The organism is Streptomyces sp. ADMS (assembly GCF_033441795.1).
Taxonomy (GTDB): domain Bacteria; phylum Actinomycetota; class Actinomycetes; order Streptomycetales; family Streptomycetaceae; genus Streptomyces.
On record NZ_JAVFVX010000075.1, the window covers coordinates 1 to 17,990 of the forward strand.

General features: G+C 70.0%; 17 protein-coding genes and 1 pseudogene. 8 read left to right on the plus strand and 10 right to left on the minus strand.

The window, feature by feature from the left end; translation table 11 throughout:
- Positions 1–81: 81 nt before the first annotated feature.
- The 6 genes from RB628_RS27605 to RB628_RS27630 all read right to left on the minus strand — a co-directional run bounded on the left by RB628_RS27605 (position 82) and on the right by RB628_RS27630 (position 5,792).
- Positions 82–1,518 carry a cytochrome gene (locus RB628_RS27605; protein WP_318323224.1) on the minus strand — a complete coding sequence of 479 codons (1,437 nt, stop codon included), beginning with the start codon at positions 1,516–1,518 and terminating at the stop codon, positions 82–84.
- Between the two features lie 109 nt (positions 1,519–1,627).
- Positions 1,628–3,862: a HelD family protein gene (locus tag RB628_RS27610; protein WP_318323225.1), complete on the minus strand. Its 2,235-nt coding sequence runs from the start codon at positions 3,860–3,862 to the stop codon at positions 1,628–1,630.
- 187 nt (positions 3,863–4,049) lie between these two features.
- Positions 4,050–4,388 carry a hypothetical protein gene (locus RB628_RS27615; protein ID WP_318323226.1) on the minus strand — a complete coding sequence of 113 codons (339 nt, stop codon included), beginning with the start codon at positions 4,386–4,388 and terminating at the stop codon, positions 4,050–4,052.
- A 78-nt stretch (positions 4,389–4,466) separates the two neighbouring features.
- The gene (locus RB628_RS27620) at positions 4,467–4,781 is read right to left on the minus strand and encodes a thioredoxin family protein (protein ID WP_318323255.1); all 315 of its coding nucleotides are present in this window, start codon (positions 4,779–4,781) and stop codon (positions 4,467–4,469) included.
- A 17-nt stretch (positions 4,782–4,798) separates the two neighbouring features.
- Entirely contained in the window at positions 4,799–5,224 is a 426-nt protein-coding gene (locus tag RB628_RS27625) for a MerR family transcriptional regulator (RefSeq protein ID WP_318323256.1), read from the minus strand.
- A 52-nt stretch (positions 5,225–5,276) separates the two neighbouring features.
- On the minus strand, positions 5,277–5,792 hold the full coding sequence (locus RB628_RS27630; protein WP_412180734.1) for an Lrp/AsnC family transcriptional regulator: 516 nt from the start codon (positions 5,790–5,792) through the stop codon (positions 5,277–5,279).
- Between the two features lie 72 nt (positions 5,793–5,864).
- On the opposite strand from RB628_RS27630, the gene RB628_RS27635 reads away from it, so the two are divergent.
- The gene (locus tag RB628_RS27635; protein WP_318323227.1) at positions 5,865–6,803 is read left to right on the plus strand and encodes an NAD-dependent epimerase/dehydratase family protein; all 939 of its coding nucleotides are present in this window, start codon (positions 5,865–5,867) and stop codon (positions 6,801–6,803) included.
- 76 nt (positions 6,804–6,879) lie between these two features.
- Positions 6,880–7,341 (plus strand): ASCH domain-containing protein, encoded by a 462-nt coding sequence (locus RB628_RS27640; RefSeq protein WP_318323228.1) that lies wholly within the window; start codon positions 6,880–6,882, stop codon positions 7,339–7,341.
- A 279-nt stretch (positions 7,342–7,620) separates the two neighbouring features.
- Here the strand turns inward: RB628_RS27640 and RB628_RS27645 are convergent, their stop codons facing one another.
- Positions 7,621–9,330 (minus strand): MFS transporter, encoded by a 1,710-nt coding sequence (locus RB628_RS27645; RefSeq protein WP_318323258.1) that lies wholly within the window; start codon positions 9,328–9,330, stop codon positions 7,621–7,623.
- Between the two features lie 142 nt (positions 9,331–9,472).
- Here RB628_RS27645 and RB628_RS27650 point away from each other — a divergent pair, with 142 nt between their 5' ends.
- Positions 9,473–10,123, plus strand: a complete 651-nt coding sequence (locus RB628_RS27650; RefSeq protein ID WP_318323229.1) for a TetR/AcrR family transcriptional regulator — start codon at positions 9,473–9,475, stop codon at positions 10,121–10,123.
- A 179-nt stretch (positions 10,124–10,302) separates the two neighbouring features.
- Here the strand turns inward: RB628_RS27650 and RB628_RS27655 are convergent, their stop codons facing one another.
- The gene (locus RB628_RS27655) at positions 10,303–11,736 is read right to left on the minus strand and encodes a cation:dicarboxylate symporter family transporter (protein WP_412180735.1); all 1,434 of its coding nucleotides are present in this window, start codon (positions 11,734–11,736) and stop codon (positions 10,303–10,305) included.
- A gap of 203 nt (positions 11,737–11,939) precedes the next feature.
- Here RB628_RS27655 and RB628_RS27660 point away from each other — a divergent pair, with 203 nt between their 5' ends.
- From RB628_RS27660 to RB628_RS27675, 4 genes and pseudogenes are all read left to right on the plus strand, one after another.
- Positions 11,940–13,733 (plus strand): ATP-binding protein, encoded by a 1,794-nt coding sequence (locus tag RB628_RS27660; RefSeq protein WP_318323231.1) that lies wholly within the window; start codon positions 11,940–11,942, stop codon positions 13,731–13,733.
- Positions 13,730–14,443, plus strand: coding sequence for a response regulator (locus RB628_RS27665; protein WP_318323232.1), 714 nt, complete (start codon positions 13,730–13,732; stop codon positions 14,441–14,443). Before RB628_RS27660 ends, RB628_RS27665 begins: the two co-directional genes overlap by 4 nt.
- Before the next feature lie 43 nt (positions 14,444–14,486).
- Positions 14,487–14,714: pseudogene (locus RB628_RS27670) on the plus strand (Scr1 family TA system antitoxin-like transcriptional regulator); the annotation flags it as partial.
- Positions 14,715–14,817: 103 nt separating this feature from the next.
- Positions 14,818–15,009, plus strand: coding sequence for a hypothetical protein (locus tag RB628_RS27675; RefSeq protein WP_318323233.1), 192 nt, complete (start codon positions 14,818–14,820; stop codon positions 15,007–15,009).
- A 24-nt stretch (positions 15,010–15,033) separates the two neighbouring features.
- On the opposite strand, the gene RB628_RS27680 is transcribed toward RB628_RS27675, so the two are convergent.
- On the minus strand, positions 15,034–15,486 hold the full coding sequence (locus RB628_RS27680; protein ID WP_318323234.1) for a PPOX class F420-dependent oxidoreductase: 453 nt from the start codon (positions 15,484–15,486) through the stop codon (positions 15,034–15,036).
- 554 nt (positions 15,487–16,040) lie between these two features.
- Here RB628_RS27680 and RB628_RS27685 point away from each other — a divergent pair.
- Positions 16,041–16,772 (plus strand): helix-turn-helix transcriptional regulator, encoded by a 732-nt coding sequence (locus RB628_RS27685; protein ID WP_318323235.1) that lies wholly within the window; start codon positions 16,041–16,043, stop codon positions 16,770–16,772.
- A gap of 50 nt (positions 16,773–16,822) precedes the next feature.
- Here the strand turns inward: RB628_RS27685 and RB628_RS27690 are convergent, their stop codons facing one another.
- On the minus strand, positions 16,823–17,848 hold the full coding sequence (locus tag RB628_RS27690) for an ATP-dependent 6-phosphofructokinase (RefSeq protein ID WP_318323236.1): 1,026 nt from the start codon (positions 17,846–17,848) through the stop codon (positions 16,823–16,825).
- Between the last annotated feature and the right edge of the window lie 142 nt (positions 17,849–17,990).

Below are 17,990 nucleotides of genomic sequence, written 5' to 3' on the forward strand. Positions count from 1 at the left end.
TCTGGGGGCGCAGCCCCCAGGAACGGGATGGGACGGGTAGGGGCGGCGGGGGCGAGAACAACCCCACCACACACACCCACCTCACCGCCCCCCGAACATGAACCTCCGCAACGCCCCCAACAACCCCTTCATCTGCCCGTCCCCACCAGAAACCACCGCTTCCCCCACAGCCCAAGCCTCCCCCCGCCGACCTCCACCAACACCACCACCAACACCACTAATCCCCCGCCCCACCCCCCTCTCACTCAACTCATACCGAACCGGCAGCAACCGCAACCCCCGCACCACCGGCCCCGACCGCCACGGCAACTGATCCGCCGGCAACGTCAGCTCCGCCCTCGTCAAGTGCTCGAAGATCCGCCCCACCGCCGTACTCACGATCATTCCGCCCAACTCCCGTGCCGCACTGGGACATTGATGCGGCCCGGCACCCCACCCCAGATGCGCCCGCGTACTCACGGTCGACCCGACCAGGTGAGACGCCCCGATCGCCATCAGATCCCCGTGCGCCGCCGCAGCCGACGGCGAGACGATGTCGCCGCCCCGAATCCAGAAGTTCCCCAGCGGCACATCCCGCGCCGCGAACCGGAAGCACATGTTCGCCACCGGCGGATTCACCAGCGCCGCCCGGTTCACCGTCTCCCCCAGCTGCCCGGCCGACAGGCTGCGCCGCACCGTCGCATTCCCGCGCAACACCTCAAGGAGCGTGTTCAGCACCATGTTCCCGGTGATGTCGTTCAGATACACCGCGTTCATGAACAGCTCGCGCCCCAACTGCTCGTCCGACAGCTCCGGATCGGCCAGCAGCATGTACGACGTCAGGTCGTCCCCGGGCAGCGCCCGCCGATGCGCCGCCAGCCGCGTCATCGCGGCCAGCGCCCGCCCCGTCGCCGGCCCCGCGTCCGGCCCGCCGTCCAGCATCCGCCACAGGTCCATGACCAGCTCGTCCCCGAGCTCGACAGGGCACCCGAACAGTTTCGTGGTGACCATCAGCAGCAACGGCCGTGTGTACTGCGCCCCCAGGTCGGCGAACCCCACCGTGCCCGACTCGGCCCGCAGCATCCCGATCAGCTCGTCGGCGTACCGCGCGACCGTCGCCCGCAGTTCCCAGCCCTGCGGGGTGTGCCCGTCCTTGAACGGCCGCATCGCCGCATGATGGACGCCCCGCGCGGCGAGGTGCTCCTCGTCGTCCATGAACATGGTCTGCCGCACCTCGTACCCCGCCAGCAGCGGCCAGTCCGCAGGCAGTCGCCCCTGCGCCCGGGCCCGCCAGTACCGCACGTCCCGCCGCCACACGCTCTCGTTCCGCAGTACCTCCAGCACCTCGCGGTAGTCGAGAACCAGCCACACCGGTACGCCCATGAGCCCCACCGGCGCCACGGGTCCGTAGGTGCGCCGCAGCCGCGCGTACACCCCGCCCGGGTCCGCGTCGAACTCCGACGTCAACAGCGGTTCCACGGGCAGCGACTCGAGTGCCGGACTGTCGGCCGGCGCGGCCGCGAACGGATGGGCTTCCATACCGCACACGCATACCGCACCGACCGTGCACGTGCAGTGACCATGGCGCGAACTGTTACGTCTTGGTTACCCTTGGTGCACGCGAGCCGCCGATACCGGCGAGCCGTCGTCAGCCCTCGACAGCAGCAGCGGCCAGCGCCGCCGGCAACTCCCCCCGATACAGCACGCCCACCCGCTGGGTGGCCCGGGTCAGCGCCACGTACAGATCGCTCGTACCGAACGCCTTCGGCTCCACCACCAGTACAAAGTCGAACTCCAGCCCCTTCGCCTCCCGCGGATCGAGCAGCACGACACCCCGCGTCAGATCGGGCTCCGCCCCGGCCTCCACGCCCTCCAGGCGCGCGGCCAGCTCCCCGTGCAGCTCGCGCGGCGCGATCACCGCGAGCCGCCCCTCGACGGGCGTCAACTCGCCGACAGCCTTCCCCACGGCCCCCGCGAGATCACCGCCCCCAACGGCCCGCGCCCAGGGCCGCACCCCGGTCGACCGTACGGATCTCGGCGGCTCGAAGTCCGACCGTTCCGCCCTCACCACAGCCGCCGCGACGTCCATGATCTCGGCCGGCGTCCGGTAGTTGACGCCCAGCCGGGCATGCGCCCAGCGGTCCTGGACGTACGGCGCGAGGATGTCCGCCCAGGCCCCGACCCCGCCCGGCTCGGCGGTCTGCGCCGGGTCGCCGACCAGGGTCATCGACCGGGTCGGGCTGCGCCTCATGAGGAGCCGCCAGGCCATCGGCGACAACTCCTGTGCCTCGTCGACGATGATGTGCCCGAACGCCCAGGTCCGGTCGGCCGCGGCCCGCTCGGCGGCGCTGCGCAGGTCCTCCTCCTCGTGCCGCTCGGCGAACCGCTCCGCGTCGATGATGTCGTGAGCGGACAGAACCTCGGAGTCCTCCTCGTCCAGATCCTCGAACTCATAGGTACGGGAGGCGTACGAAACGTCCAACACGCCCTGCGCGTAAGCGACTTGACTGCTGCGCTCGCGCTCCGCCCGGGCCCGGGCCACCCGGTCGTCCTCACCGAGCAGCTCCGCCGCCTCGTCGAGCAGCGGTACGTCGGCAGTCGTCCAGGCCCGGGTGACGGGCCGCCGGACGGCGTCCGCGTCGCCCTCCGACACGTACCCCTCGGGCGCTGCGAGGAAGTCCGCGACCAGCCGCCTCGGGGTGACTCGGGGCCACAACTGGTCGATGGCGGCCCAGACTTCACGGTTCTCGGCCAGGTCGTCGCGGATCTGGGTGATGTCACTGGGGTCGAGGAGATTGCTGCCGTCGTAGGGGTCGGTGCCGATGCGCTCGGCCACCATCTCGGTGAGCGTGTTGAGGATGTGGCCCTCGAAGTGCTCGCGCGCGACGTTGTGCGGCAGCTTCGCCTCGCGGGTCCGCTCACGGGCCATGCTCACGAGTCCGGCGTCGAGCATGAGGACGTCGCGGTCGTGCTCGATGGTGATGACGGGGTCCGGCAGCCCCTGCCGGTCCCGTACGACGGCTGCCAGCACGTCGGCCATTTCGGCCCGTCCCTTGACGGCGGCGGCCCGGGGCGTGTCGGCGGCGGTGGCCCTGACCCCCGGGAACAGCTCGCCGACGGTCGCCAGCAGTACGCCGGTCTCGCCGAGCGAGGGCAGCACCTCGCCGATGTAGCCGAGGAAGGCGGGGTTGGGCCCCACGATCAACACGGCTCGCTTGGCGAGGAGTTCGCGGTGTTCGTAGAGCAGGTAGGCGGCCCGGTGGAGCGCGACGGCGGTCTTGCCGGTACCGGGCCCGCCCTCCACCACGAGCACGCCTCGGTGCGGGGCACGGATGATCTCGTCCTGCTCGGCCTGGATGGTCTGCACGATGTCGTTCATCCGGCCGGTGCGGGCGGAGTTGAGCGCGGCGAGCAGTACGGCGTCGCCGGACGGGTCCTCGTAGCCGGTCCGGTTCTCGTCCCCGAGGTCGAGGATCTCGTCGTGCAGTCCGGTGACGCGCCGCCCGTCCATGCTGATGTGCCGGCGCCGGCGCAGCCCCATCGTGGTGTGCCCGGTGGCGAGATAGAAAGGCCGGGCGACCTCGGCCCGCCAGTCGATGAGCATCGGGGTGCGCTCGGCGTCATCGGCGCGCAGTCCGAGACGGCCGATGTGGTGGGTGACACCGGAGGTGAGATCGATGCGCCCGAAACAGAGCGACCCGTCGACGGCGTTCAGCGCGGCAAGCAGCCCCGACCGCTCGGCGACGAGCACGTCCCGTTCGAGCCGCGCCTGCATCGGCGTACTGCCCTGCGCGAGCGCGTCCGTGACGGAGTGCTCGGTGTCACCACGCAGGACGTCGACGCGGGCGTAGAGCCCGTCGACGACTTCCTGTTCGCCGCGCAATTCATCGTGAGTTGATTCCGTGCTTGCGCCCCTGTTTGACAATTCCGCTCCCGCTCGGATATACTCTGCTCAATGAACTTCTCCGCGACTCAATTCCAATAAAGTCGCGAACCATTGAATATACGCAAAGAAATCCCCCGGGCGCAATCTTCCGGGGGATTTCTTCGTTTCCGCGGACCGTCGGGGCTCAGCGGAACTCGTGGACCACCTGGATCTCACCGACGATGTGGGCGTTGAACTCGTCCAGTTCCTCGGCCGGCACCCAGAGTTCGAGGATCGTCCGTCCACCCGCCTGCTGCACGGGAAACCGGCTCACGTACACCGAGTCGACTTCGAAGCGGGTCACGAAGCCGGCGCCGTCGTGCTTGACGTTCCAGTCCCGCGCGATCCTGACCGCGTACTCCTCGTCGAGGACCGGGTAGAAAATCGGCTGCTCGGGAAGCCGGGGCGGCCAGGCACGCCAGTTGAGCTCTCGGACGAGATCCAGCTCCCTGGGACCGGTGGGGCGCCACAGGGTCGTGGTCACGGTCGTCCCGGTCGTCGTCGCTCGTCGGCGGTCATGGAAGTCGCTCCCTGTCAGGTCAGCGCACGGTGAGTGCGTGCGTCAGACTACGTCGGACAGCTCCTCCAGCAACCGTCTTTTCGGGCGTGCCCCCACCATCGACCGCACCGGCTCTCCGCCCCGGAACACCATGAACGTCGGCATGGACAGCACCCGGTAGGCGTTGGTCGTCAGGGGGTTGAGGTCCACGTTCAGCTGGACGACCTTCAGGCGGTCGGCCTCCTCCGCCGCGAGGGCGCGCAGTACCGGGGCCATCTGACGGCACGGTGGGCACCAGTCGGCCGTGAACTCCACCAGGACCGGCAACTCCGCGCCGAGCACCTCCGCCTCGAAGTCCGTGTCCGTCACCTCTGCCACGCCCGCTGTCTTGCTCATCACGTCCGTCCTCCCCACTCGCATGCCGGTTCCGGACCGCCCGGAACCGTCGCCTCGGCCGCCAGCTCGTCGCGCGCCCGCTCCGCCCGCGTCAGCTGCTCGCCGACCTTCGCCCGCACCGACCGCAACTCGCCGATCAGCTCGTCGAGTTCGTCCAGCTTGCGGCGGTAGACGGCCAGTGACGCGGGGCAGGAGTCACCCTCCGGGTGACCCGCCCGCAGACAGTCCACGAAGGGCCGCGTCTCCTCCAGGTCGAACCCGAAGTCCTGGAGCGTACGGATCTGCCGGAGCAGCTTCAGGTCGTCCTCGTCGTAGGCGCGGTATCCGTTGTCCGTGCGCCGCGCGGGCATCAGCCCCCTTGACTCGTAGTACCGCAGGGTCCGTGTGGTGGTCCCGGCCCGCGCCGCCAGCTCGCCGATCCGCATGCCGATTCGCATACGGACGAAGGTAGTCCTTGACGCCGACGTCAAGGCAAGGTCACCCCGGCGGCAGCAGCGGCTTCTGTTCCACCGGGGACGACAGGACGATCGACGTCGTCGTCCGGCCCAGCGCCGACGTCTGTTCCAGGAGGTCCTCCAGATGGACCGTGTCCTCCACGGCCACCCGGAGGATCCAGCAGTCCTCGCCGACCACGTGGTGCACCTCGGTGATCTCGGGGCGGGCCAGCGGCTCCAGCGTCCTTGGGTGCTTGAGGTTGTAGCCGCCGTGCGGGTTGACCCGGATGAAGGCCTGGATGCCGTAGCCGAGGCGCACGGGAGCGACACGGGCGCCGTATCCGGTGATCGCGCCCGCCGACTCCAGCCGGCGCACGCGCTCCGTGACCGCCGCCGGGCTCAGCCGCACCCTCCTGCCCAGCTCGCTCAGTTCGATCCGGCCGTCGGTCTGGAGGAGTTCCAGGATCTGCCGGTCCAACGCGTCGAAGGCCACCGACGTTTCGTTGGCCGCAGCCCGCAACTGCCGTGTTCCTTTCGGTGCCCCGGCCGGATGTCCCATGTCCTGCCCTTCAGAACTGGCCTGTACGTCAGGAGAATTATGATCACAAGGTCCGCTACGGGGAGGAACATCATGCGTGACGTATTGGTCATCGGCGGCAATCGCTATTTCGGAAAGCGGCTCGTCGACCGCCTGATCTCCGCCGGAGACAGGGTGACCGCTCTCAACCGGGGATCCGCTTCCCCGCCTTCCGGCGCTGTTCACCTCGTCGCCGACCGCGACGACGAAGCCGCCCTGAATTCCGCTCTCGGCGACCGCACCTTCGATGTCGCCGTCGACCAGGTCTGCTACACGCCCCGCCAGGCGGCGATCGCCCGGCGCGTCTTCGCCGACGGTCGCGCCCGCCGCTATGTGATGACGTCCACGGTCAAGGTGTACGAGTACGAGGACTCCCTCGTCTACGAGGACGCCGTCGTCCCTGTCCGCGAAGACGCCGTCGATCCGCGTACCGTCCCCGTCGCCCTCGCACTCCCCTGGCACAAGCCGGAGTTCCGCGACACGCACTACGGCGAGGGCAAGCGTCAGGCCGAGGCGGTCTTCGCGGCCGACGGTACGGAGTTCCCGTACACCGCCGTACGCGTGGCCCATGTCCTGGGCAGGGACGACGACTTCACCGGCCGACTCGACCACTACGCCCAGCGTATCCGCACCGGCACCCCGATTGCCGTACCGACCGAGAACCGGCCCGCGACCTACATCCACGTCGACGAGATCGCCGACTTCCTGTTCTGGGCGGTGGGCCAGGACTTCACCGGGCCGGTCAACGCCGCCTCCCACGGCCTGCTGACAACCGAGGAGTTGTGCGCGGCCGTGGCCCGGCACATCCCGGACGGCAGGACCGTCTTCCAGAACGTCGACGTCGGTGAGGTGTCGCCGTTCTCCTTCGCTCGCTCGTACGGCATGGACAACTCCCGTGCTTCGGGGCTCGGTTTCACCTTCGGCCACATACAGGAGTGGTTGCCGCGAGCCGTCGCGGAGACGCTCGGCGCGGATGCGGGGAAGGGCGAGTGATATGCGGTACCGCACGTAGCGGTACCGCGTTTGATGTGCGCGCCTGGAGCGGGAGCCGCCCCTTACCGTGGACCCCATGACGACCACGGAGCAGCCTCCTCAGCCCGAGAACCTGCCCAAGGCCGAGTTCGCCTTTCCCGGCCCGCTGCGCGACCAGCTCGTCGCCGCGGTTCTCGGCGGTTCCAAGACGTCCACGACCGGGCTGGTCATCGACTACGAGCACGAGGGCGAGCCTCTGCCCGAGGTCGGGAGCCGGTCAGTGGTCGTCGACTCCGGCGAGCGGCCGGTCGGGATCATCGAGATCACCGGTGTACGGGTGGTCCCGCTCGCGGAGGTCGATCTCGCCCACGCGCTCGACGAGGGCGAGGGCTATGCCGATGTGGCCGCGTGGCGGGCCGGTCATGAGCGGTTCTGGCACAGCGAGGGGATGCGGGCGGCCCTGGAGGACCCCGGGTTCACCGTGGACGACACGACACCGGCGGTACTGGAACGCTTCCGCCTGGTGGCCGACCTCAGGGGTGGCGCAGGTCGCCCCTGAGGTTCTCGCCCCCGCCGCCCCCGCCCGTCCCGTCCTGCCCCTGGGCGCTGCTCCCCCGGACCCCCGGCTCGCTGAAACGCGCTCGTCCTCGGACGCCGGACGGGCTGGAAGCGCAGACCCACGCCGAAGGAGCACCGCCCGAGCTGCGGAAACGGCGGGAGCGGCAGGGCCCCACCTCGAACGCCGGACAGGCACTGATACCGGTCACGCGCTGAACAGATGCCGAAGGCGGGCGGGTGGGACAACACGACCTGGGCTGGACCGACGACGCGGCACAACTCACCGCCCGGTACGCGTGAGCTCGCGCGGGTCCGCCTTCTCGGACTCCGCCCCCTCCGTTTCCCCCGCGCGAGCGCTCCCCTGCCCCGGCAGCAGGAACGCGACCAGCACCGTCCCCACCCCCAGGATCACCGCCCCGATCAGACTGGTGTGGGCCACCGCGTCCGAGAACGACGAGCCGACGGCGTCCGCCATCCGGCTCGCCCCCTGGGCGAGTTGGGCGGCCTGTGTCTGCAACTCGGCCGCCTGCTCGGTCTTCCCCGCGCTCGCCGCCTGCGACGCCTGTGCCGCGAGCTGCTGGGCCCGTTCGCCGATCGCCTGGGCCACCTGGTAGCCCGCGCCGACCGAGTCCTGGGCCTGGCTCAGGGCGCCCCTGGGCAGCTTGCTGCCGTTCGTCGCGTCGGTGAGGTGGGAGGCGTACGACGTGGAGAGGAGTGAGCCGAGGATCGCGATGCCGAGCGAGCCGCCCAGCTCCAGCGAGGTGTCGTTCACCGCGCCGCCGACGCCCAGTTCGGACTCGGGGAACGCACCCATGATCGCGTCCGTGCACGGGGAGAGCGCGAGGCCGATCGCGAGGCCGAGGACGACGAGAGGGGCGACGAAATCCCCGTACGACGAACCGGAGTCCACCTGCGAGAGCAGCGCGAGGGCCGCCGTACCGCCGACCATGCCCGCCGTGACCGTGACCTTCATGCCGGCGCGTGGGGTGAAGTAGCCGGTGAGGGCCGAGCCGACGAAGACCGCGCCCGCGAGGGGCAGCATGCGCAGACCGGTGTCCAGGGCGTCGTGGCCGAGGACGAACTGGAGGTGCTGGGTGAGGTAGTAGAACGCGCCGAAGACCGCCAGGAAGAACAGGGCGACCGCGAGGTTCGAGCCCGCGAACCGGCGCTGTGTGAAGCGGCGTACGTCGAGGACCGGGCGCGGGTGGCGCAGTTCCCACACCACGAAGAGGACGAGGCCGAGCCCCGCGGCGACCGCCGCCGTGATCGCCTTGACGCCCCAGCCGAAGTGCGGCCCCTCGATGATCATGTAGACAAGCGCCGCGATCCACACCACCGACAGCAGCCCGCCGGCGTAGTCGATGCGGTCGTGGTGGCCCGCCCTGGACGGCGGTACGAGGACGAGGGCGCCGATGATGGCGAGCGCCGCTATCGGCACGTTGATCAGGAACGTGGACGCCCAGCCGTGGTTCTCCAGCAGCGCGCCCGCGACCAGCGGGCCGGCCGCGATGGCGAGTCCGGCGGTGGCGGTCCAGAGGGTGATCGCCTTGGCGCGTTCGGCGCGCGGGAAGGTCACGGCGAGGAGGGAGAGCGTCGCGGGCATGATCAGCGCGGCGCCCACGCCCATGACGGCACGCGCCGCGATGACCCCGGTTGCCGACCCGACCAGTGAGCCCGCGACCGACCCGGCGCCGAAGACGACCAGGCCGAGCACGAGCGCCCCGCGCCGGCTGTACTTGTCGCCGATCGCGCCGAGCAGCAGCATCAGGGCCGCGTACGGGACGGTGTAGCCGTCTATGACCCACTGGAGGTCGGCGCTGGACAGGCCCAGGTCCTGGGTCATGTCGGGGGCGGCGACGGTGAGGGCGGTGTTCGCCATCACGATGATCAGCAGACTCAGGCAGAGGACGAGGAGTGCCCACCAGCGCCGGGCGTAGGGGCCATCCATTCTCTCGACGGGTTCCGTACTGACGAGTCGTCCGAGTCGCATGGATCGCATGGCTACCGGGTCACCTTCCTCACTGGACCGAGCACTGATCGATTTACACAGTTGCGTGCAGTTGCACAGCGGTGTGCAATGTATCTCGATGCACAGTGCTGTGCAAACAGGGAAGGGAAGAAGGGAGGGCACAATGTCAGCCATGACCACGGGCCACACCAGCCGCGCCGACGCGAACCGCCACCGCATACTCGACGTCGCCCTCGCCGAGCTGCTGCGCGACCCCGACGCTTCGATGGACCAGATCGCGCGCGCCGCTGGTGTCGTACGACGGACGGTGTACGGGCACTTCCCCAGCCGGGAGGCGCTGATCAGCACGCTGCTCGACGGCGCCGTCGAGGCCGTGGCCGCCGCGTACGCCGAGGGGCGCGAGGGCGCGGGGGACCCGGCGGAGTGCGTCGCCCGCACCACGCTCGCGGTCTGGCAGGTCGCCGACCGTTACCGCATCCTCGTCGGGCTCGCCCAGCGCAGCGTCACCGTCCAGGGCATCCGCGACCGGTTCACCCCGGTCCGCGAGGCCTGTGTCGAGGTGCTCCGGCAGGGCCTGGAGGAGGGCGCGTTCAGCTCACCACTGCCGGCGCCGGCGCTGGCGTACGTGCACGAGCAGATGCTGTTCGCGCTGATGGAGGCGGTGAACGACGGGCTCCTGGCACCGGAGGAGGCGGGCCGCTCCGCCGCGGTCACCCTGCTGACCGCGGCGGGCGTACCGGCCTCCCGGGCCACCGCGCTGGTGGCCGAGCTGAGCGACCGGGGCGGGCAACTGCCCGTAGTAGGTGAAATGTAGGGAAAAGCAGAAATGGCCGAGCGGCCAGGCACGGGGGAGGGCCTGGCCGCTCGGCGTCTTTCGGGGTCCTGGGGCTCCGGCGGACCTGCCGGGGCGCCCCAGGCCGGGTGACCGGACTACGGGGGAGTATCCAGTCACCCGGAGTCTTCCGCGATTTTCAGTGAGCCGGTGTCAGGCTGTCAGGCCTTCGCCAGGGCCTTCTCGCCGCCCTGCTCGGGCACGCCGTCGACGTGGGTGTCCTCGGCTCCCTCGGCGCCCCCGGCTCCCTCGTCCAGCAGGGTCTTCTCGTCGAAGGGGATGCCGCCGGCGAGGACCTGGTTGACCCGCTCGCGGTCGATCTCCTTGGTCCAGGTGCCGATCAGGACCGTGGCGACCGCGTTGCCCGCGAAGTTCGTGAGGGCGCGGGCCTCGCTCATGAAGCGGTCGATGCCGACGATGAGACCGATGCCGTCCACCAGGGCGGGCTTGTGCGACTGGAGGCCGCCGGCCAGGGTCGCGAGACCGGCGCCGGTGACACCCGCCGCGCCCTTCGAGGCGACCAGCAGGAACAGGAGCAGCGGGATCTGCTCGCCGATCGACATCGGCGTACCCATGGCGTCGGCGATGTAGAGGGACGCCATGGTCATGTAGATCATGGTGCCGTCGAGGTTGAAGGAGTAGCCGGTCGGGACCGTGATCCCGACGACGGGCTTGCTCACACCCAGGTGCTCCATCTTCGCGATGAGGCGCGGCAGCGCGGACTCGGAGGAGGAGGTGGACAGGATCAGCAGGAACTCACGGCCCAGGTACTTGAAGAGCGGGAGGATGTTCATGCCTGCGACGATCCGCAGCAGCGCGCCGAGCACGATGAAGACGAAGAGGAAACAGGTGACGTAGAAACCGAGCATCAGGACGGCGAGGCTCTTGAGTGCGTCGACGCCAGCGGAACCGGTGACCGCGGCGATCGCGCCGAAGGCGCCGACCGGGGCCGCCCACATCACCATCGCGAGGATGCGGAACACGAGCCGCTGGATGTGCTCGACGCCGCGCAGGATCGGCTGGCCGGCCGAGCCCATGGCCTGCAGGGCGAACCCGGCGAGCAGGGCGATGAGCAGCGTCTGGAGGACCTCGCCGCCGGTGAAGGCGGAGACGATCGTCGTCGGGATGATGCCGAGCAGGAACTCGGTGGTGTCCTTGGCCTCGGCCGCGACCTGTGCCTGGCCGGTCTCCTTGACGGCGTCGGTGACCGCGAGGCCGGTGCCCGGGTCCAGGATGTTCCCGACGACCAGGCCGATGCCGAGGGCGACGAGCGACATCACCGTGAAGTAGCCGAGGGCGATGCCGCCCACGGCGCCGACCTTCGCTGCCTTCCGTACCGAGCCGATACCGAGCACGATCGTGCAGAAGATGATCGGCGAGATCATCATCTTGATCAGGTTGACGAAGCCGGTTCCGATCGGCTTCAGCTCGACGGCGAAGTCCGGGGCAATCAGACCCACGGCGATACCGGCGGCCACCGCGATGATGACCGCGATGTAGAGGTAATGGGTACGGTCCCGCTTGGCGGCGGGTGCGGCAGGTGCCGTTGAGGATGAGGTGGCCACGGCTGCCCTCCTTGACGTCGTCGTCGGCATCACCGGCGTGCGGCTCACGTCCGGGAGATGGGGAGAAAGTTGTGCGGGGACGATCGGTACTTCGGGTTCGCGGGCGGCGACCGAGAACGGGCCAGGACCCGTGAATCGCGTCCCTGCGATGCGGTGACTATCTCCCGGCCTGTGAGGGCGGTCACCCTTCCGTTCATTTAGTTCACGCTTATAAGGAGAGGCAGACTGACACCATGCGTTTCCCCCGCGTTCCCGGACCCCGCAGTCTGGCCGCCCAGCTCTTCACCATGCAGGCCGTGCTGATAGCGGTCGTCGTGGCCGGATGTGCGCTGTTCACGTACCTCAGCGACCGCAGTCAGGCCGAGGACGCGGCGGGCCGCCAGGCGATGGCCGTCGCCCGTTCCATCGCGGACGCCCCCTCGGTACGCGAGGCCATCCGCACCGCTCCAAGGCCGACGACGCTGCTCCAGCCGTACGCCCTCCAGGTGCAGCACGACACGGACGTCGACTTCGTCACGATCATGAACCCCGAGGGCATCCGCTGGACACACCCCAACGAGGAGCAGATCGGCCAGCGCTTCCTCGGGCACCGGGAGCGCGCGCTGCGCGGCGAGTCGTTCACGGAGGTCTTCTCCGGCACGCTCGGCCCGTCCGTCCGCGCGGTCACCCCGATCCGCGCCGACGGCGACTCCGACGGCGAGATCATCGGGCTGGTCAGCGCGGGTATCCGGGTCGAGGAGATAAGCGCCCGGGTCCAGGACCAGGTCACGGCGCTGTTCGGGGTAGCGGTGGGCGCCCTGGCGCTGGGCGCGGTCGGCACGTACGTCATCAACGCGCGCCTGCGCCGCCATACGCACGGGATGAACGCGGCCGAGCTGAGCCGGATGCACGACTACCATCAGGCCGCCCTGCACGCCGTACGGGAAGGGCTGCTGATGCTGGACGGGCAGTACAAGGTGGCGTTGATGAACGACGGCGGGCGGGAACTGCTGGGCGTCGACGACGAGCGGGAGGTCGTCGGCCGGTCCGTGGCCGAGCTGGGGCTGCCGGCGCCGCTGACGGGCGCGCTGCTGTCGGCCGAGCCGCGCGTCGACGAGGTGCATCTGACCGCCGACCGGGTGCTGGTCGTCAACACCTCCCCGGTGTCGGGCGGTGAGCGCCGGGGCACGGTCGTGACCTTGCGTGATGTGACCGAACTCCAGTCCCTGATGGGCGAGTTGGACTCCGAGCGCGGTTTCACCCAGGCGCTGCGCTCGCAGGCGCACGAGGCGGCGAACCGTCTCCACACGGTCGTCTCGCTGATCGAGCTCGACCGGGCGGACGAGGCCGTGGACTTCGCGACCGCCGAACTGGAACTGGCCCAGGCTCTCACCGACCAGGTGGTCGCGGCGGTCAGCGAACCGGTGCTGGCCGCCCTGCTGCTCGGCAAGACGGCACAGGCGAACGAGCGGGGCGTGGAGCTGGTGGTGTCGGAGGACAGCAGCCTCGACGACGGCCTCCTCCCCGACACGCTCCCCTCCCGCGACCTGGTCACCATCCTGGGCAACCTCATCGACAACGCGGTGGACGCGGCCCAGGGAAGCCTGGAGAGCGGCATGGGGCCGTCGCGGGTGACCGTGACGGCCCTGACGGAGGACTCCCTGCTGGTGCTGCGGGTCTCGGACACCGGCACGGGCGTCGACCCGGCCCACACGGAGGCGGTCTTCCAGCGGGGCTTCACGACCAAGCCGGCGGGCCCGGGCGGGCGCGGTCTCGGTCTGGCGCTGGTACGGCAGGCGGTGGCCCGGCACGAGGGGACGCTGACGGTGGCGGAGGCGGCGGGCGGCGGGGCGGAGTTCGAGGTGCGGCTGCCGTTGCCCAAGGTCGCGGCGCCCGTGGTGAACCCGGCGAACGCTTCGGGGCGTCCCGCCCCGGTCAAGTCCCCCGAGCCCGTCAAGTCCCCCGAGCCAGTCGATTCCACCGAGCCCGCCAAGTCCCCCGAGCCCACCGAGCCCGTCGAGCCCGCCTTGCCTGGAGGCGACGTATGACCGACCCGACAGATACGAAGCGCAGAGACACGACGACCGACCCCATCCGCGTTCTTGTCGTGGAGGACGACCCGGTCGCCGCCGACGCACACGTCATGTACGTGGGCCGGGTGCCCGGCTTCACGGCCGTCGGCAAGGCGCACACCGGCGCGGAGGCGCGGCGCGCGCTGGACCGTACGCCCGTGGACCTGCTCCTCCTCGACCTCCATCTGCCGGACGGCCACGGACTGCAGCTGGCCCGCTCGCTCCGCGCGGCCGGCTACCACGCCGACGTCATCGCGGTGACGTCGGCGCGGGACCTGGCGGTGGTGCGGGAGGGGGTCTCGCTCGGGGTCGTCCAGTACGTACTGAAGCCCTTCACCTTCGCCACCCTCCGGGACCGGCTGGTCCGGTACGCCGAGTTCCACGCGTCGGCGGGCGAGGCGAGCGGTCAGGACGAGGTCGACCGCGCGCTGGCGACCCTGCGCGCACCGGGCCCCGCCGCCCTCCCCAAGGGCCTGAGCGCCCCCACCCTGGAACGGGTCACAGTGGCCCTCCGGGCCAGCACCGAGGGGCTCACCGCGGCCGGGGTCGCCGAGGAGGTCGGCATCTCGCGCATCACCGCCCGGCGCTATCTGGAACACCTGGTGGACGCGGGACGGGCGGCGCGGAGCCCGCAGTACGGGCAGGTGGGGCGGCCGGAGTTGCAGTACCGGTGGGTGAAAGGCTGACGGGAGAGGGGGAGTTGGGCGGGTTGAGCGGTGGGCGCTGCGCATGCAGTTCGGTGGGCGTCGGTCCACCCGCGAGCAGCTCACCCACCTGTGCGAGGCGTCCGGGCGCAAGCACGTCGACGTACGCGTGCTCCCCGTCGAGGCCGGAGCATTCCCCGGCGCCGGGCATGCCGTTCTGTACGCCGACGGTGCCGTCCCGCAACTGGACACCGTGCAACTGGACTCCGCCCACGGCGGCGAGTTCACCCACGCCGATTCCCAACTCGCCAAGTACCGCGCCCACATGGACTGGTGGCACTCCCACACCCTGAGCCCTCAGGACTCGCGCGCGACCTCATCCACGCCATCGCCCAGCAACTTCAAGGAGATCCACCATGCCGGAGATCACCTGGGAAGAGCCCTACTGCGCCGAGGGAAACAACTGCTTCCGCATAGGCACCGACCCGAACGGCAACGCCTACATCGCCATCGCCGGCCAGGAGGACACCTACCTCACCGACACCCGAGAAGCCCTCCGCACCCTCATCCAGGACATCAAGGCCGGCAAAGCAGACCACCTGCTGTAACCCCCGCTACAAAACAACCCCTGCTCACACCTCAGGCAACACCCCAGGCCTGAACGGCTCCACCCCCACAACCCGCCGCACCCGCGTCACCTCGATCAGCAACATCACGCGCCGCTCCCCGGGAAGCAACCACGGATACCGCTCCTCCCCGATGTACTTCTGGGTGAGCCGGTCCATGGACCGCTCCGCCTTCTCGCCCTCCACGAACCGCACCACGCGTCCCCGGATCTCCGCACGGTCGTACGGGTTCTCGGGGTCGTGGTGCGACAGCGAGACGTTCGGATTGATGCGGAGGTTCTCCTCCTTCACGCGGCCGATCGCCGTGTTGACCATGACGTGGTCGCCCTCGATGTCGACCCACATCGGCGACACCTGCGGCATCCCGTCCGCACCGACCGTCGCGAGGTGCCAGAAGTTCGGGGCCAGCAGCCGCTCCCGTATGTGCCCCTCGATCTTCTCCGCCGCCTTGCCACTCACAAGACCACCACCCTCCGAAACCCTCCGGGCGCCACCCTGGCAACCCGGCCTCATCCTGACCGCAGCCTGCAGCTTCCGGCAACGGGTACGCGCCCTCTCAACATGCCCGCCCGAAAGGCAACTTGAGGCACGCCGCCCATCGGCCACAGAAATCGGATACAGAAAGGGGCGTCCCCGGGACGGGACAGACGACAAGACAGCCGCGCCACATCGGCAGACCGCACAAATCGCGCCGCCACTACTCGCCAGTCACCCACCCAGCGAGCCCCCACCCCCACCGCACCCGTCTTCGACTCTCGCCCGCAGTGCCGACACCCCAACCGCCTCAGGCCCCCGCACACTCCAACAGCGAACGTCCGCGCATATGCCCCACCACCTTGCCGTTCGCACGGTCGGACAGCTTCGGAAGCCCTGGGTACACCTCACCCGGTTACCGACCCACGATCTCCGGCCAGTACGGGGACGACCGGAATCAGCCCCCGAAGCCGTAGTTTCCTACGATCCGTAATTGTGGCCGAACAGACCGTAGTCACCCGACGCCCCACACCCCTAGCTTGTGGCGCGTGCGCCGATCCTCAGTCCCACCCCCACCGCCCCCGCCGCCGACCCCGCCCTTCGACGCCCACGCCGCCCGCAGACTCCGAACGGCCCTCGGAATGGGCCCCGAGCATGTCGCGTACGGAATGCGGGTCTCGTACGGGCTGCCATACATCACGCCCGACCACGTGATCGCCTGGGAACGCGGCATCATGGCCCCCGCCAAGCACGAACTCATCGCTCTCGCAGGCGTGTTGTGGTGCGCGCCCTGCGAACTCGTCGGCCGTCCCCACACCTTGCGCGAGCACCGCGCCGCGCGTGGGATCGGCGCCGAGGACGTCGCGCGGGCCGTCGGGCTCGAACTCCTCGTCTATGCACGGATGGAGGAGAGCGGCGAGTGGCGCGGCACCGAGCGGCAGTCCGCGATCCTCGCCGAGGTGCTCGAACTCTCGCTCCCCGACTTCATCACCCTCACCGGCCTCGACGGCAAGCTCGCCGGCCTGCTGCGCAGCGCGGTCACGACGCGCTGGCAGGCTTACGTCCGCCCCGTCAACAAGATGCTGCCGCTGAACCGGCGCCTGCTGGAAAGCACCCTCCAGGAGCTGCACCGCTACTACCAGGGGCAGATGGCCGCCACCCTGACCTGGTCGGACGGCTCCGCGGCGACGGAGGCGAGCCACGCCGGGCGCGACTTCCTCGACCGGATCGTGGAGCACTTCTGGACGAGAGTCGACACCCTCACCCCCTGAACACCCAGACCCTGAACGCCCGCCCAGGCCCTAACCCTGACCGCCCAGGCCTAGAACACCGACTCCGCCTCCTCCATCCGGTCCGTCGGAACCGTCTTCAGCTCGGTGACCGCCTCCGCCAGCGGCACCATCACCACGTCCGTCCCGCGCAGCGCCGTCATCCGTCCGAACGCGCCCTGGTGCGCGGCCTCCACCGCGTGCCAGCCGAACCGGGTGGCGAGGACGCGGTCGTACGCGGTGGGCGTGCCGCCGCGCTGGATGTGGCCGAGGATGACCGGCTTGGCCTCCTTGCCGAGCCGGCGTTCCAGCTCGTACGCCAGTGCCGTACCGATGCCCCGGAAGCGCTCGTGGCCGAACTGGTCGATCTCGCCGTGGCCGTAGTCCATGCTGCCCTCGGCGGGGTGCGCGCCCTCGGCGACGCAGATGACCGCGAACTTCTTGCCGCGTGCGAACCGTTCCTCGATCATCTTCACGAGGTGGGCGGGGTCGAAGGGGCGTTCGGGGAGGCAGATGCCGTGGGCACCGGCGGCCATGCCGGACTCCAGGGCGATCCAGCCCGCGTGCCGGCCCATGACCTCGACGACCATCACGCGCTGATGCGACTCGGCGGTGGTCTTCAGGCGGTCCATCGCCTCCGTCGCGACGCCCACCGCCGTGTCGAAGCCGAACGTGCGGTCCGTCGCCGAGATGTCGTTGTCGATCGTCTTCGGAACGCCGACCACCGGCAGGCGCGCATCGCTCAGCATCCGGGCCGCCGTCAGCGTGCCCTCTCCGCCGATCGGGATCAGTACGTCGATTCCGAACTCGCGGGCCATGTCCTGCGCGTTCTCGCAGGCCTCGCGGAGCCGGTCGCGCTGCAGCCGGGAGGAGCCGAGGATGGTGCCGCCGCGGGCGAGGATGCCGCTGACGGCGTCGAGGTCGAGGGTGCGGTAGCGGCCGTCGAGGAGCCCGGCGTAACCGTCCTCGAAGCCGATGACCTCGTCGTCGTACTGCGTGACCGCTCGGTGGACGACCGACCGGATCACTGCGTTCAAGCCCGGACAGTCGCCGCCTGCGGTGAGAACTCCGATACGCATCGTGCTGTGTCTCCTGCTCGCTCTGCTCGCTTGTGATACCGGTGAGCCACCCCAATTGTTTCATGCCGGGGCAGGACCGCGATTCCGGCGGTGCCCCGGTCCTGACGGGTGCCCTATCCAGCGTCGCGGGTACTGTCAAGAG